This is a genomic window from Streptomyces sp. NPDC030840, assembly GCF_055572015.1.
Window position 1 is genome coordinate 1 of the sequence record NZ_JBVIEE010000016.1, and the last position, 14,843, is coordinate 14,843.

The window sequence follows — 14,843 nt, forward strand, 5'->3', positions numbered from 1 at the left end:
GAGTCGACCGCGCCGGTGCAGGACATGTCGCCCACGGTCCGGTAGCGGATGAGGCGCTTCTCGACGGTCTCGCCGTCCTTGGGCCCGCCCCACTCACCGGCCGTCAGCCACATGCCGGCCCGCTGGAACACCTCGCGCTGGTGGGCGAAGTAGATCTGCGGCAGTTCGATGCCCTCGCGGGCGATGTACTGCCACACGTCCAGCTCGGTCCAGTTGGAGAGGGGGAAGACGCGGACGTGCTCGCCGGGGGCGTGGCGGCCGTTGTAGAGCTGCCACAGCTCGGGGCGCTGGCGGCGCGGGTCCCACTGGGAGAACTCGTCGCGCAGCGAGAACACCCGCTCCTTGGCGCGGGCCTTCTCCTCGTCGCGGCGGCCGCCGCCGAAGACCGCGTCGAACCGCTCGGACTGGATCTTCTCGGTCAGCGGCACGGTCTGCAGCGGGTTGCGGGTGCCGTCGGGGCGCTCCTTGAGCACACCGCGGTCGATGTAGTCCTGCACGGAGGCGACGTGCAGCCGTAGGTGGTGCTTCTCGACGGTGCGGTCGCGGTACTCGATGACCTCGGGGAAGTTGTGCCCGGTGTCCACGTGCAGCAGGGAGAAGGGGATCGCCGCGGGGGCGAAGGCCTTCAGTGCCAGGTGCAGCATGACGATGGAGTCCTTGCCGCCGGAGAAAAGGATCACCGGCCGCTCGAACTCGCCCGCCACCTCGCGGAAGATGTGCACCGCCTCGGACTCCAGCGCGTCCAGGTGCGACAGGGTGTACGAGCTGTCGGTCTCCGAGGAGACGGTCGCGGCGGTCGTCATGCCAGACCCCTTTCGACGAGCAGCTTGTGGACCGTGGCGGCGGACTCCTGCACGGTCTGGTCCTGCGACTCGATGCGCAGGTCGGGCGTCTCGGGCTCCTCGTAGGGGTCGTCGACGCCGGTGAGCCCGGAGATCTCGCCCGCGGCCTGCTTGGCGTACAGCCCCTTCACGTCCCGTACGGAGCAGACCTCGACCGGGGTGGCCACGTGGACCTCGATGTACGCGGCGCCGCTCGCCTGGTGGCGCTTGCGGACGGCCTCGCGGCTGTCGGCGTAGGGCGCGATGACCGGCACGAGAGCCTTCACACCGTTGCGGGCGAGCAGGTCGGCGAGGAAGCCGATGCGCTGCACGTTGGTGTGGCGGTCCGCGCGGCTGAAGCCGAGGTCGGCGGTGAGGAACTCGCGGATCTCGTCGCCGTCGAGCACCTCGACGAGGTGTCCGTCCTCGCGCAGCCGGTTCGCCAGCTCGTACGCGATGGTGGTCTTGCCGGCGCTCGGCAGACCCGTGAGCCAGACGGTGGCTCCGGTCGTCACGTGGTTCTCCCGGGGGTTCTGAGACGGTGTGGTGGGCGTCGGCTGTTTCGTGGCAGGCGGCGTCATCCGTGCAGCCCGCACTCGGTCTTGGCGCTGCCGGCCCAGCGGCCCGCGCGCGCGTCCTCGCCCTCCAGGACGCGGCGGGTGCAGGGGGCGCAGCCGACGGAGGGGTAGCCGTCCATCAGCAGCGGGTTGGTGAGTACGCCGTGTTCGGTGACGTACGCGTCCACGTCGTCCTGCGTCCAGCGCGCGATCGGCGAGATCTTGACCTTGCCGCGCTTCTCGTCCCAGCCGACGACCGGGGTGTTCGCCCGGGTGGGGGACTCGTCGCGGCGCAGGCCCGTCGCCCACGCGTCGTAGCGGGTCAGGCCCTCCTCCAGCGGCTTGACCTTCCGCAGGAAGCAGCACAGGTCGGGGTTGCGGTCGTGCAGCTTCGGCCCGTACTCGGCGTCCTGCTCGGCCACGGTCTGGCGCGGGGTGAGCGTGATGACGTTGACGTCCATCACGGCCTCGACCGCGTCACGGGTGCCGATGGTCTCCGGGAAGTGGTAGCCGGTGTCGAGGAAGACGACGTCCACGCCGGGCCGGGCGCGGGAGGCGAGGTGCGCGACCACGGCGTCCTCCATGGAGGAGGTCACGCAGAAACGCTTGCCGAAGGTGTCCACGGCCCACTGGAGGATCTCCAGCGCGGACGCGTCCTCGAGGTCACGGCCGGCCTGCTCGGCGAGCGCCTTGAGCTCGGCGCGCCTGGCCGCCTCCGGGTCACCCGCGTCGTTCACGGATGTGCCGGATGTATCGGAATCCGCCTGAGCGGTGGTCATATCTGGTCCCCTCCACTGTCGGCTCGCTGAAGTCCCCGGCTCAGCAGCCCGAGGAACTTCAGCTGGAAGGCTCGATTGCACGCCCCGCATTCCCACGCCCCATGGCCCTCATCGCTGGGACGCAGGTCCTCGTCGCCGCAGTAGGGGCAGTAGAACGGGGCGGCACGCTCGCTCACGACAGCGCCTCCTCGCCGGCCCGAGCGGCCCATGTGGCGAACCGCTCGCCGTCCTCGCGCTCCGCCTGGAACCGCTTGAGGACGCGCTCGACGTAGTCGGGCAGCTCGTCGGAGGTGACCTTCAGACCGCGTACCTTGCGGCCGAAACCGGCGTCCAGGCCGAGCGCTCCGCCCAGGTGCACCTGGTAGCCCTCGACCTGCTCGCCCTGGTCGTTGAGGACGAGCTGGCCCTTGAGACCGATGTCCGCGACCTGGATACGGGCGCAGGCGTTGGGGCAGCCGTTGATGTTGATGGTGATCGGCTCGTCGAAGTCCGGGATGCGGCGCTCCAGCTCGTCGATGAGCGAGGAGCCGCGCGCCTTGGTCTCGACGATGGCCAGCTTGCAGTACTCGATGCCGGTGCAGGCCATGGTGCCGCGCCGGAACGGGGAGGGCTTGGCGGTCAGGTCCAGGGCCTCAAGGGCCTCGACCAGCGGCTCGACCTGCGCCTCCTCGACATCCAGGACGATCATCTTCTGCTCGACCGTCGTACGGACCCGGCCCGAGCCGTGGGCCTCCGCCACCTCGGCGATCTTCGTCAGGGTGGTGCCGTCGACACGGCCGACGCGCGGGGCGAACCCGACGTAGTAGCGGCCGTCCTTCTGCCGGTGCACGCCGACGTGGTCACGCCAGCGCTCCACGGGTTCGGCGGGCGCGGGCCCGTCGACGAGCTTGCGCTTCAGGTACTCGTCCTCCAGCACCTGGCGGAACTTCTCGGCGCCCCAGTCGGCGACGAGGAACTTCAGGCGGGCGCGGGTGCGCAGCCGCCGGTAGCCGTAGTCGCGGAAGATGCCGATCACGCCCGCCCAGACGTCCGGGACCTCCTCCAGCGGCACCCAGGCGCCGAGCCGGACGCCGATCTTCGGGTTGGTGGACAGGCCGCCGCCGACCCACAGGTCGAAGCCGGGGCCGTGCTCGGGGTGCTCGACACCGACGAACGCCACGTCGTTGATCTCGTGGGCGACGTCGAGGAGCGGGGAACCGGAGATCGCCGTCTTGAACTTGCGGGGCAGGTTGGAGAACTCCTTGCTGCCGATGTACCGCTCGTGGATCTCGTCGATGGCGGGCGTGCCGTCGACGATCTCGTCCTCGGCGATGCCGGCGACCGGCGAGCCGATGATGACGCGCGGGGTGTCGCCGCAGGCCTCGGTGGTGGACAGGCCGACGGCCTCCAGCCGGTTCCAGATCTCCGGCACGTCCTCGATGCGGATCCAGTGCAGCTGGATGTTCTGCCGGTCGGTGATGTCCGCGGTGCCGCGCGCGAACTCCTGCGAGATCTCACCGATCACCCGCAGCTGCCGCGTGGTCAGCCGGCCGCCGTCGATGCGAACGCGCAGCATGAAGTACCGGTCGTCCAGCTCCTCCGGCTCCAGGATGGCGGTCTTGCCGCCGTCGATGCCGGGCTTGCGCTGCGTGTACAGCCCCCACCAGCGCATACGGCCGCGCAGGTCGTTGGGGTCGATCGAGTCGAAGCCCCGCTTGGAGTAGATCGTCTCAATGCGTGTCCGCACATTGAGACCGTCGTCGTCCTTCTTGAACTGTTCGTTGCCGTTCAGTGGGGTGAAGTGACCCACGGCCCACTGACCCTCGCCACGGTGACGGCTCACCTTGCGGCGGGGCGTGGCAGGGCGTTGCGGGGTGGCGGCCATGGCTGTTACGTCCTTCGGGACAGGCGGGAATGCGGCTCTGACCTGCGCGTACGGGAGCATTACGGCATGCGTGCCATACGTGCGCCTCGTTGCGCAGAGGGAGGCAGAAGGGGGGTGCGGCGAAGCTGCCCGGGGTCGGAGGCCCCTGATGGATGCAGCGGTCAGCTCGCCGGACAGATGGCGCTGGACATGCGGCCGAGGTCGACGTGCCGCCGACTCACCAAGGCAATTCCAGTTCCAGACATGACGGAAGCGTGTCATGCCTCTTTAGACTCAGTCCACCGTTATCCACATGGTGGACAGGGATGTCTCGCATACCGGGATACTGTGATGTGCGTCATGAAGAGGCTAGGCCCCAGGCCAGGGCCCTGGAGCCGGGACCTCCGGCTCCTGTTCGACCTTGGTGTCGAAGAGCCTGAACCCGCGCCGCTGGTAGTTCGCCATCGCGTGCTCCCCGTCCTTGCTGCACGTATGCAGCCAGACCCGCTTGGTCGGGGCCAGCCGCGGCCACCGCTCGGCCAGGTCCCAGGCCCGCGCGGTCCCGTACGACAGCAGGTGCCCGCCGATGCGCCGCCCCCGGAACGCCGGGACGAGCCCGAAGTACACGATCTCCACGACTCCGCCGTCCTGCGGTTCGAGCTCGACGTAGCCCGCGGGCGTTCCCCGGTCGTAGGCCACCCATGTCTCCACGCCGGGCCGCTCCAGGTGGTCGATCCACCGCGCGTACGACCACGACAGCCGGTCGGTCCAGCGGATGTCGCCGCCGACGGATGCGTACAGGAAGCGGCTGAACTCGGGGGAGGGGACTTCGGAGCGGACGATCCGGACATCGCCCTCCGGGGCCTCGGCGGGCAGGAGGTCGGCCGGGGACGTCTGCTCCAGGGACCAGGTGGTCACGGTGATGGTGGACATGGCAGCAGAAAATCACGAGGCCGGACCCGGCACCAGCGCCGGGCCCCGCGCCCGCATCGTGGACCCTCGGTGGACGCTCAGTTCATGGAACCGTTGACCGCAGACAAAGGCACCGCGTACAGCGCCCGTTCGGGAATGGCCACCGGCTCCCACTGGTTGTCCTGGTTCGCCGCCCACTCGGTCAGCGTCCACAGCTCGCCGGTCTTCTGGGAGTACGACATGGACTCGGTGTGCTGGCCCCAGCACGCGTACGACTGGTCGGCCGTGCACCGGGCGGCGTCGGCACCCTCCTCGTTCTGCCGCCACAGCGTGCCGTGCTTGCCGCGGCTGCCGGGGGCGTAGCCGACGTACCAGTCGGCCTTGCTCGCCCCGCTCGGCTTGTGCGAGATCACACCCTGCAGGCCGACCGCCTTGGTCTCGTACGCCTCGTCCGCGTTCACGATGTCGCTGGAGTTCGCCCCCAGCAGGCCCGTGCGGCTGAGCTGGGTGCTGAAGTAGTAGCGCCAGAGGCGGGCGGGCTGGGTGCCGCCCGAGCTGAACCACTCGTTCGCGACCAGGCTGTTGGGCGTCGAGGTCCGGTCCAGCGAGATGGAGCCGAAGCACGGGACCCCGTTGTCGTTCGACGCGTCGCACGCGCCGCCCGTCAGGTTGTACGAGCCGATGGCCGGCAGCACGTACTGGTAGCCGTGCGCCGAGTAGCCGCCGCTCACCTTGCCGACCGCGCTGCTGTTGACGTTGGCCTGGAGGATGCGGTGCATGTCGAAGACGAAGAGGGCGTTGTTGTGGTCGGCGCCGTTCTTCGCGGTGACGATCAGCTTGTCCTGGTACCAGACCATGCCGCCGATGTGGGAGCGCACGGCACCGAAGTCGTCGCCGCCCGAGAGGGGGGCGACGAGGAGGACCCAGCGGTACTTGAGGTTGTCCGGGTCGTTCGCGTCGATGAAGGCGACCCGGGCGAGGCCCTTGTCCTCCGCCGGCTCGCCCGCCTTGTGGTCGTTGTGCGTCCAGCCGGACAGGATGACGTTGTCCTCGCCCCACAGGCCGTCGTCGTCGGCGTCGGCGGAGGTGGTGACGGACTGGGGGAGCCACTTCTGGGTGGTGGCGTCGCCGGTGTCCCAGCAGTACGCGCGGGTCGCCGTGGGCTCGACCGGCAGGGCCGCCCGCTCGGTGTCGTAGCAGGCGGACTTGTTCCGCATGGTGTGGTTGGCGCTCTGCAGGACGCCGTGCACCCCGACGTTCCCGCCCATGTTGCTCGTCAGCTTGTCGAGGGTCGTCTCGCTGACCAGGTTCTCGTGCAGCTGGAGCTTCGCCATCTCGCTGCTCGACGAGGTGAGCGGCTTCAGGGGCCCCGGGTTGTCGCCGCCCGCGGCCTGCGAGGTGCTGATCAGGGTGGCCGCTGCGGTCAGTCCGAGCGCGGTGCCGGTCAGAGCGGCGCGCAGTGCACGGCCCCTTCTGCGTCGACGGTGCCTGCCGCGACTCATACAACCTCCCAGGGACGGCCAACTGCCTCTCATGATCAGCACGTTGACGGAGAGCCAGGTGGGGTGGCCTGGGAGTGATGCTACTTCAGAGGGCGCCCGTCGCGGTTGGACTCCTGCATAAATGCAGGGATATCCCTCACTCCTGGGCTACCGTTCGTTCACCCGCGCGCACGGACCACGCCCGGGGCCACCGAGTGCGGCAGCAGGTCCAACGGGTCGTCAGGCAGGAGGAGGTCGACCTCGGTGCCCTCCGTGAACCGGTACGGCCGGTGTTCCAGGAAGGCGCCCATGTAGCGGCGTACCCGGGACATCTCCGCGCGGACCGTGACGGTGCGGGCCGGGTCGCCGAACATGTCGTCGGCGAGGGCAGCGGCGGTGCGCCCGGTGGGGTGGAGGGCCAGGAGGTAGAGCAGTTCGGCGTGCCGGGGGCTGAGTTCATGGGTCCAGGACCCGGCGTCTCCCGACGCGGTGACCGTGCAGTGGCGGGGGTGCGCCAGGTCCAGCACGATACGGGTCGGGTCGTCGTCGGCCGGCTGTTCGGCACTGGGGCGTATCAACCACCCGCCGGGCAGGGGCTCGATCCGGCACAGGCCCAGGCCGGGCAGTCTGCGCCGGCCGGGGGAGAGGGACTTCGGCAGGGTCAGCCGGTTCGTGTACGGCATGCCGGTCACCGCGGCCGTCCAGCCGTCGGTGTCCACGGCCGCCGCCCGGCCGCCGATGCGCGCCAGCACCGGCGCGGCGACCGCGCGCAGCCGTTCCAGCGAGGTCAGGTGCAGTTCCCGCAGCCGGGCCTCGGCGAGCTTGGCGACCGAGCCGACGAGGGCGAGCGTGGAGGGGTGATACGTCTCCAGCGGGCCGCTGACGTCCACCGCGCCCAACAGCCGCCCGTCACGCGGGTCGGTGATGGGGGCGCCGGTGCACACCCACGACTGCAGGGAGCGCACGAAGTGCTCGGCCGAGACGACCTCCACGGGGCGGCGGGCCATCAGCGGGGTGCCGATCCCGTTCGTGCCGGCCACCTCCTCGCGCAGGTCACCGCCCACCCCGATGCCCTGTCCGTCCGCGCGGCGCAGCACGGCGTCGCTGCCCTCGCGCCACAGCATCCGGCCGTCGGCGTCCGCGACCGCCACGAGGTGCCGGGCCGACTCCGCATACGACAGCAACCCCTCGTGCAGCACGGGCAGGACGTGCCGCAGCCGTGAGGTCTGCCGGCGTCGCTCGACCTCGTCCAGGCTGAGCACATCGGCCCGGAAGTCGTGGTCGGGGTCGACCCCGCCGCGGACCGCGCGGTCCCAGGACTCCTTGATCTCCGGCCGCGGCGCCACCTTGGGCCGTTCTCCGGCGAGCGCGGCGTCGCGCGTCTCGCCGAGTACCCGTGCCGCCCGCCTCGGGTCCTGGGCGGCGAGCCGCGTGACATCCATCGGCGACATCGGCGAGTGCGCCACTCGATCCTCCTGGCGGACCCGTCCGCTGCCGGCCCTCTCCTGGTTCCTTCCGCCACGGACGTCCGCGTTCTGCGTTGACTGCGGGTCTCATAGTGTGCCGCCGAACGGCCACGGAGGGACACAGTCCGGCCACAGAGAGCTGATGAGTTGCAACCCCCTGCAACCCTGGCGAACGGCCGTACGGTGCTCGAAACTTGTTCAGCGCCGCCCGGTGGCGGCCGCGCGCCGGCACGGGGGGCCGAGTCAGCGGGGGTGGTGCCGTGTCGGCGCGGCATCACCCCCGCGCCGCCCACAGGGGTCCTTTCACTGTCCCGCCCGGGTCGCACGGCCTGGCACCGCACCTCACCGCGTTGCCGAAACGCCCACGTGGCTCCCCCCCCACTCTCGGCTTCGCTAGAGCGGGGACTCCCATCGAGGACCTTCCGGCGCCTTGCGATGCACGGCGCCAGACCACGCGACCTGATCGGACGCTCATAGCGAAAGGACCCCTCAGCCCCCCGTCCGCACCTCGTTGTCCGGCGCCCCGTCCCCCTCGGGCGGCAGGTCTCCGCGCTCCATCGGCCCGCCGGGACGCGGGGGCGGCAGGAGGAAGGCGAGCTCGGAGTCGGTCGGGCGGCGGGCCGCCTCGGCGGCGGCGCGCAGGGCGACCCGGTCGACCCTGGCCGTGTCACCGCTGACCCGGACCACGTGGTCCTTCTCCGGGACGGCGTACTCATGCTGCCCGCCGGAGACGCGGTACCACGTGTCACCGTCCTTCTCGCAGGTCACCGGCCCGCTCGCCCCCTGGCCGACCGGCTGCTCCGGGCAGCTCCCGGCCGTCATGGTGCCGCGGTCCACGAGGAGGAAGATCTGGGCGCCCTCCTTCCGTGACCAGTACGCGCTGGAGAAGCCGTCGCCGCCGTACACGCCGACGGACTGCCGGGCAAGGACGAACCCGGGGGACTCGGTGACGTGGACCAGCTCCGGTGCGAACCCCAGCGCCTCCGCCCGGGCCTGCAGCTCGGCCCGGTCCGGAGCGGGCCGCCGCGGCTCGGGGGCGCTCACCACCAACTTCTCGTCGGCGCAGCCCGTGAGCAGGACGGGCAGGAACGCGAGGGGCAGCAGTACGCGGCGTACGGCAGGGAACCTGCGTACGGCCGGGAACATGCGCTCATCCTGCCGCACAGCTGTTCCACAGGTGGCGCTCAGAGTGTTTTGCGTAGCACTACGCCATGCATGCACGCCTGTACCAACAGGTACCGGTGTCCGACCCCGTGGCGTCCGACTCCTCGGTGTCCGATTCCTTCAAGACCACCCCGGCCCGGCCTGCCTACGGTGACCGCATGACTCCACGATTCGACGCCATCGGCCTGGTCGCCTCCGACATGGCCGCCTCCGTCGCCTTCTACCGCCGTCTGGGCATCGCCTTCCCCGAGGGCGCCGAGACCCAGCCGCACGCCGAAGCGGAACTGCCGGGCGGGCTGCGGCTGCTGCTCGACACCGAGGAGACCGTCCGGTCCTTCCTCCCCGAGTGGCAGCCGGGCACCGGCGGCCGGACCTCGATCGCCCTGCGGTGCGAGAGCCCCGGGGAGGTGGACGCGGTGTACGAGGACCTGGTGGCCGCGGGCTACCACGGCGAACTCAAACCGTGGGACGCCGTGTGGGGCCAGCGGTACGCGGTCGTCCAGGACCCGGACGGCAACGGCGTGGACCTGTTCGCGAGCCTGCCCGGGTGAGGGCGACCGCTCAGCCCCCGAGCAGTTGTCCGAGCGGCCGGCCCGCCAGCTCCTTCACCTCACGTGCCAGGTGGGCCTGGTCGGCGTACCCGCTGCGGGCCGCCGTCTCCGCGAACGGCACCCCGCCGCGGGCGAGCCCGAGCGCGCGCTGAAGCCGCAGGACGCGGGCCAGCGTCTTCGGGCCGTACCCGAACGCCGTCAGCGAGCGGCGATGCAATTGACGTGCGCCGACGTCGAGCTCGTCGGCGGTGGCGGCCACCGGGCGCCCCGCGTTCAGCGCGGCCACGACCCTCCCCAGCAGCGGGTCGGGAGGCTCTGACTCGGCCGCCCGCGCCAGCGCCACCTCTTCGAGCCCGGTCGCCGGATCACCGGCCGCGTGCACCCGGGCCGCGAGGCGCCGCACCCGCGCGGCCGGCCACAGGTCCGCCAGGTCGACCCGCCGATCGCGCAGTTCGTGCGCCGGGACGCCCAGCAGGACAGGCGCCGTACCGGGAAAGAACCGCACCCCGGCCCAGCGCGTGGACAGGTCCTCGGCCCGCCCGGGAACGTACGCCCGCGTGTCCGGCCCGGCGACCAGCAGCCGTCCCTCCTTCCAGAGCAGGTCCATGCACCCGTCGGGCAGCACGAGCCCGGTCCCGGATCCGGACGGGGTGGAGGTCCACACCACGGCGCCCGTCAGACGGGACGCCCTCTCCGCATACACGGGCGCCAGGCTACGCCCCGCACGCCCGGCCGCGCCCTCCCCGGGGCGCTCACAGTAAAAGGACCCCTCAGTCCTCCGGAGGTGGCGCGTCCCCCTGCTTGGGCGCGCTCTTCGCATGCGTGCGCAGGCGCGACGTCACATCGTCCGGCGGCAGGAAGCGCGACCAGCGTTCCGGGAACTCCGAGGGCATGTCGGGGTCATCCGCGTCGGGCTCGGCGGAGCGGGCCGCGGCGGCCCGGGCGACGTACTCGGCGGCCTGCTCCTCGCGCAGCCGCTCGTTCGCCGCGCGCGCGGCGGCGGTGGCGGCGGCCGGCCAGATGTGGTCGATGGCCGCGTTGACGGCGGCCCCCACCAGTACCGCGAAGGCCGAGACGCCGATCCACAGCAGTACGGCCACGGGTGCGGCCAGGGAGCCGTAGATCGTCGGGCCCTCGACCGTGTTCGTCAGGTAGATGCGGAGCAGGAAGCTCCCCAGGACCCACATGCCGAGGGCCACCAGGGCGCCCGGGACGTCCTCCACCCAGGGGGAGCGGACCGGAACGGACACGTGGTACAGGGTTGTCAGGAACACGATCGACAGGATGATCACGACCGGCCAGTACAGGACCTGCACGACGGTCGTCGACCACGGCACGATGTCCACCACCGCGTCCGGCCCGGCCACCATCAGCGGCAGCGCGATGGAACCGATGATCAGCGCCACGATGAACAGCAGGAACGCCATCAGCCGGGTCTTCACGATCCCGCGCACCCCGTCGAGGCCGTACATGACGGTGATGGTGTCGATGAACACGTTCACCGCCCGGGACCCCGACCACAGGGCGAAGAGGAAGCCGATGGAGATGACGTCCGGCCGGCCGCCCTTCATGACGTCGTCGAGGATCGGCTGGGCGATCTGCCGGACACCCTTGTCGGACAGGACGGTGCGGGACGCCTCCAGGAGGTTGTTCTGCAGGCTGGCGATGGTGTTCGCGCCGGTCCAGTCGTCGACGTAGCCGAGCAGGCCGATCATGCTCAGCAGCAGCGGTGGCACGGACAGCAGCGTGAAGAACGCCGCCTCCGCCGCGAGCCCGAGGATGCGGTACTCGATGCAACTGTTGACGGTGTCCTTGAGCAGCAGCCAGGCCGTCCGGCGTTTGGAGACGTTCCGGTAGAGGGCGCGTGCCCGGTGGAGACGACCGGAGGCGCTCTCGGGAGACTCGGGGGGATTACTTGCTGGCTGCACGTCCTAAAGGTATCCGTCGTGGCAGGTCGTCCTCACCTTCCGGTACCGATGCCGGATACTGGTGACCGAGGCGCTACCGAAGGGTAGGTTCCGGGACATGGCAGCCAGCACCCATGAAGTGACCAACCAGGCTCCGCCCCTGGTGGCGTACGACGTCTTCGCCGCTGACCGGGCCCTCGTGGAGGCGGTCGAGCGGCACCTCGCCCCCCGGCTGCTCGACGACGTCCGCGACGAGCTCTCCCTGCTCGGGCGCACGGCCGGCTCCGCACAGGCACAGGAGTGGGGTGTGCTGGCCAACGAGAACCCGCCGAAGCTGCGCACCCACGACCGGTACGGCCACCGGATCGACGAGGTCGAGTTCCACCCGTCCTGGCACCGCCTCCTCGGCAAGGGCGTCTCGGCGGGGATGACGGCGGCCTGGGCGCGGCCGGGCGGGCACGTGCGGCGCGCGGCCTCCTTCGTGATCTGGACGCAGGTCGAGGCGGGCCACGGCTGCCCGCTGTCGATGACCCACGCCGCGGTGCCGGCGCTGCGCACCGACCCGGCGCTGGCGGCGGAGTGGGAGCCCCGGCTGACGTCGATGATCTACGACCACGAGCTGCGGCCCGCCGCGCAGAAGCCCGGCGTCCTCTTCGGGATGGGGATGACCGAGAAGCAGGGCGGCAGCGACGTCCGCGCCAACACGACGTCGGCGCGGCCGCTCTCCGAGGACGGCACGTACGAGCTGACCGGGCACAAGTGGTTCTGCTCGGCGCCCATGTCGGACGCCTTCCTCGTGCTGGCGCAGGCACCGGGCGGACTCACCTGTTTCCTGGTGCCGCGGGTACTGGAGGACGGCACGCGCAACGTGTTCCGCATCCAGCGGCTGAAGGACAAGCTGGGCAACCGGTCCAACGCCTCCAGCGAGGTCGAGTTCGACGGGACGTGGGCCCGCCGCGTCGGCGACGAGGGCCGGGGCGTGCGCACGATCATCGAGATGGTGGCCATCACGCGAGTGGACTGCGTGCTGGGCGCCGCCGCACAGATGCGGCAGGCGGTGGCGCAGGCCGTGCACCACTGCACGTACCGGGAGGCGTTCGGCGGCAAGCTGGTCGACAAGCCGCTGATGCGGAACGTGCTGGCGGACCTTGCGCTGGAGTCGGAGGCGGCGACGACGCTGGCGCTGCGGCTGGCCGCCGCGTACGACGACGGCTCGGAGGAAGAGCGCGCGTTCCTGCGGCTCTCGGTACCGACCGCCAAGTACTGGGTGACCAAGCGCGCCACACCGATGGTGGCCGAGGCCCTGGAGTGCCTCGGCGGCAACGGGTACGTGGAGGAGTCCGGCATGCCCCGGCTGCTGCGCGAGTCGCCGCTTAACTCCATCTGGGAGGGCGCCGGGAACGTGCAGGCGCTCGACGTGCTGCGCGCCCTGCAGCGCGAGCCGCAGGCGCTGAACGCCGTCCTCACGGAGGTGGGCCGCGCCCGTGGCGCCGACCACCGGCTGGACGGCGCGATCAAGAACCTGCTGACCGAGCTCGCCGACCTCGACGGCATCGAGGCTCGCGCCCGCCGCCTCGTCGAACGCCTCGCCCTCGTCCTCCAGGGCTCACTGCTGGTGCGGTACGCGCCACCGGAGGTCGCCGACGCGTTCTGCGCCTCCCGCCTCGGCGGCGACTGGGGCACGGCCTTCGGCACCCTGCCGCACACGCTGGACCTGGCGTCGGTGGTGGAGCGGGCACGTCCGGTGACGTGACGCGGGCCCCGGCGCCCCGTGGCTCAACTGCTGCCGTTGGCCAGCTTCAGGAAGGCGGTCCAGGCGGTGGGGGTGACGGTGAGGTGGGGGGTGGTGGGGGTTTTGGAGTCTCGGATGAGGATGGTGGTGGGTTGGACGGCGACTTCGATGCAGGCGCCGCCTTCGCTGCCGCTGTAGCTGGACTTGAACCACTCAAGTGCCGTGCCGGTCATCGCTCTCCCAGAAGCAGGTCCAGCAGGTCCCTCGTGTCTTCACTTGTGAGGGCCTGTGTCCGCAGCATCGCATATTTCTGGTTGAGGATCGCCACCTCGCTCGGGTCAGCGATGAGTTGGCTGCCCCGATGCGTTTCGGTGTAGGCGAGCCGCTGGTGTTCGGGCGTCTCCAGCAAGATGAACGGGCCGTCGAGCCCGGCGTGCGACGTGCGTCCAAGGGGCAGGATTTGCAAGGTGAGACCGGGGAGGTCGGCGTACTCCCGTAGGTGTCGTACCTGTTCGAAGTACACCTCGTCCCCGCCAAGCCGGTCCCGCAGCGCCGCTTCCCAGATCACGAAGCTTGCTGTCGGTGGCACCTTGCGGTGCAGGATCTCGCGGCGCTCGATGCGTGCCGCCACCAACTGCTCGATCTGGTCTTCGTCGTAGACCGGCACACGGCTGCGAAAGACCGCCCGCGCGTACAGCTCGGTCTGGAGCAGGCCAGGGATCACCACGCCCTCGTACCAGGAGATCGCGATGGCCTCCCGCTCCCGGTCCAGATACTCCTCCGCCCACAGCGGTACCAGATCCACCTCCGGCATGTACTGCAGCGCCTCCGCCAACGCACCCTTCGTGTCGAGGAGTTGGTCGAGCTGCTCGGCCAGATCCGGCTTCAGCGGCCGTCTCCCCTGTTCGATCGACGCGATCTGCTGCTCGCCGACGACGAACCGGTCGCCGAGTGACTTCTGTGTGTACCCGGCCGCCTGGCGGTAGAGGGCGAGCAGCGCGCCCACCATTTTCATCGCCGAGGCGTTCCTCCGTGCCCGTGACCGTGTCGTGGTGCTCATGCGGTCCAAACTCCCCATCCATGCGCGTACGTTCACCGCCGCGCGCCCGTACAAACCGCCTGTACGGGTGCACGCACTGTTCCATAATGGCCACTCAGCGTGACACTCGTTACGTGAACGCAGAAACCCCCCACCCGTCCCCCCGCGAACGCTTCTACCGTCGCGAACGAGCGTCCGTCCCCGCCGCCCGCGCCTTCACGCACGAGGCACTGGCCGACTGGGGCGTGCGGGACCGGGCCGACGACGTCGTGCTGTGCGTCAGCGAACTCGCCACCAACGCCCTCGTGCACGGCGTACCACCCGGGCGGGGCTTCCTGCTGCGGCTGCTGCCCCTGCCGTACGGCGGCGGGGTGCGCGTCGAGGTGCATGACAGCGGGGGCGGCGCACCGGCTGTACCGCAGGTGGACGCATGGGAGCCGGACGAGGGTGGGCGCGGGCTGCTGCTGGTGTCGGAGCTGGCGGACAAGTGGGGGGTGGGGGAGCGGGACCCGGGGAAGGTCGTGTGGTGCGAGTTCGCGGAGCTCGTCGACCGCTGATCAGGTCTGTTCAGACAGACCGCAGCCAGCCGCT

At 70.7% G+C, this 14,843-nt stretch carries 17 protein-coding genes; 3 read left to right on the plus strand and 14 right to left on the minus strand.

Annotated features, from left to right (window positions below; all coding sequences use genetic code 11):
- The 10 genes from cysD to ACZ49J_RS29455 form a co-directional block, all read right to left on the minus strand.
- On the minus strand, positions 1-803 hold an 803-nt coding region (cysD, locus tag ACZ49J_RS29410; protein WP_467453470.1), incomplete at its 3' end, for a sulfate adenylyltransferase subunit CysD.
- Positions 800-1,336 (minus strand): adenylyl-sulfate kinase, encoded by a 537-nt coding sequence (gene cysC, locus ACZ49J_RS29415; protein WP_467453469.1) that lies wholly within the window; start codon positions 1,334-1,336, stop codon positions 800-802. The genes cysC and cysD, both read right to left, overlap by 4 nt.
- Before the next feature lie 62 nt (positions 1,337-1,398).
- Positions 1,399-2,157 carry a phosphoadenylyl-sulfate reductase gene (locus ACZ49J_RS29420; protein WP_467453468.1) on the minus strand — a complete coding sequence of 253 codons (759 nt, stop codon included), beginning with the start codon at positions 2,155-2,157 and terminating at the stop codon, positions 1,399-1,401.
- Positions 2,154-2,333: a hypothetical protein gene (locus ACZ49J_RS29425; RefSeq protein ID WP_467453467.1), complete on the minus strand. Its 180-nt coding sequence runs from the start codon at positions 2,331-2,333 to the stop codon at positions 2,154-2,156. Before ACZ49J_RS29425 ends, ACZ49J_RS29420 begins: the two co-directional genes overlap by 4 nt.
- Entirely contained in the window at positions 2,330-4,021 is a 1,692-nt protein-coding gene (locus ACZ49J_RS29430; RefSeq protein ID WP_467453466.1) for a nitrite/sulfite reductase, read from the minus strand. Before ACZ49J_RS29430 ends, ACZ49J_RS29425 begins: the two co-directional genes overlap by 4 nt.
- Positions 4,022-4,182: 161 nt before the next feature.
- Positions 4,183-4,266 carry a putative leader peptide gene (locus ACZ49J_RS29435; protein ID WP_309486338.1) on the minus strand — a complete coding sequence of 28 codons (84 nt, stop codon included), beginning with the start codon at positions 4,264-4,266 and terminating at the stop codon, positions 4,183-4,185.
- A 103-nt stretch (positions 4,267-4,369) separates the two neighbouring features.
- Positions 4,370-4,933 (minus strand): GNAT family N-acetyltransferase, encoded by a 564-nt coding sequence (locus ACZ49J_RS29440; protein ID WP_467453464.1) that lies wholly within the window; start codon positions 4,931-4,933, stop codon positions 4,370-4,372.
- Between the two features lie 77 nt (positions 4,934-5,010).
- Positions 5,011-6,414, minus strand: a complete 1,404-nt coding sequence (locus ACZ49J_RS29445; protein WP_467453463.1) for a hypothetical protein — start codon at positions 6,412-6,414, stop codon at positions 5,011-5,013.
- 158 nt (positions 6,415-6,572) lie between these two features.
- Positions 6,573-7,835 (minus strand): GAF domain-containing protein, encoded by a 1,263-nt coding sequence (locus ACZ49J_RS29450; RefSeq protein ID WP_467453490.1) that lies wholly within the window; start codon positions 7,833-7,835, stop codon positions 6,573-6,575.
- A 513-nt stretch (positions 7,836-8,348) separates the two neighbouring features.
- Entirely contained in the window at positions 8,349-9,005 is a 657-nt protein-coding gene (locus ACZ49J_RS29455; protein WP_467453462.1) for a hypothetical protein, read from the minus strand.
- 176 nt (positions 9,006-9,181) lie between these two features.
- Between ACZ49J_RS29455 and ACZ49J_RS29460 the strand changes: the two genes are divergently transcribed.
- The gene (locus ACZ49J_RS29460) at positions 9,182-9,574 is read left to right on the plus strand and encodes a VOC family protein (protein ID WP_467453488.1); all 393 of its coding nucleotides are present in this window, start codon (positions 9,182-9,184) and stop codon (positions 9,572-9,574) included.
- A 10-nt stretch (positions 9,575-9,584) separates the two neighbouring features.
- On the opposite strand, the gene ACZ49J_RS29465 is transcribed toward ACZ49J_RS29460, so the two are convergent.
- Positions 9,585-10,277, minus strand: coding sequence for a helix-turn-helix domain-containing protein (locus ACZ49J_RS29465; protein ID WP_467453461.1), 693 nt, complete (start codon positions 10,275-10,277; stop codon positions 9,585-9,587).
- 67 nt (positions 10,278-10,344) lie between these two features.
- Positions 10,345-11,502, minus strand: a complete 1,158-nt coding sequence (locus ACZ49J_RS29470) for a YihY/virulence factor BrkB family protein (protein WP_467453460.1) — start codon at positions 11,500-11,502, stop codon at positions 10,345-10,347.
- A 97-nt stretch (positions 11,503-11,599) separates the two neighbouring features.
- Between ACZ49J_RS29470 and ACZ49J_RS29475 the strand changes: the two genes are divergently transcribed.
- The gene (locus ACZ49J_RS29475) at positions 11,600-13,234 is read left to right on the plus strand and encodes an acyl-CoA dehydrogenase family protein (protein ID WP_467453459.1); all 1,635 of its coding nucleotides are present in this window, start codon (positions 11,600-11,602) and stop codon (positions 13,232-13,234) included.
- Between the two features lie 23 nt (positions 13,235-13,257).
- On the opposite strand, the gene ACZ49J_RS29480 is transcribed toward ACZ49J_RS29475, so the two are convergent.
- The gene (locus ACZ49J_RS29480) at positions 13,258-13,446 is read right to left on the minus strand and encodes a DUF397 domain-containing protein (protein ID WP_467453458.1); all 189 of its coding nucleotides are present in this window, start codon (positions 13,444-13,446) and stop codon (positions 13,258-13,260) included.
- Positions 13,443-14,273: a helix-turn-helix domain-containing protein gene (locus tag ACZ49J_RS29485; protein WP_467453485.1), complete on the minus strand. Its 831-nt coding sequence runs from the start codon at positions 14,271-14,273 to the stop codon at positions 13,443-13,445. The genes ACZ49J_RS29480 and ACZ49J_RS29485 overlap by 4 nt, the downstream gene beginning before the upstream one ends.
- A 113-nt stretch (positions 14,274-14,386) precedes the next feature.
- On the opposite strand from ACZ49J_RS29485, the gene ACZ49J_RS29490 reads away from it, so the two are divergent.
- Positions 14,387-14,809, plus strand: coding sequence for an ATP-binding protein (locus ACZ49J_RS29490; RefSeq protein ID WP_467453457.1), 423 nt, complete (start codon positions 14,387-14,389; stop codon positions 14,807-14,809).
- The last annotated feature ends 34 nt before the right edge of the window (positions 14,810-14,843 follow it).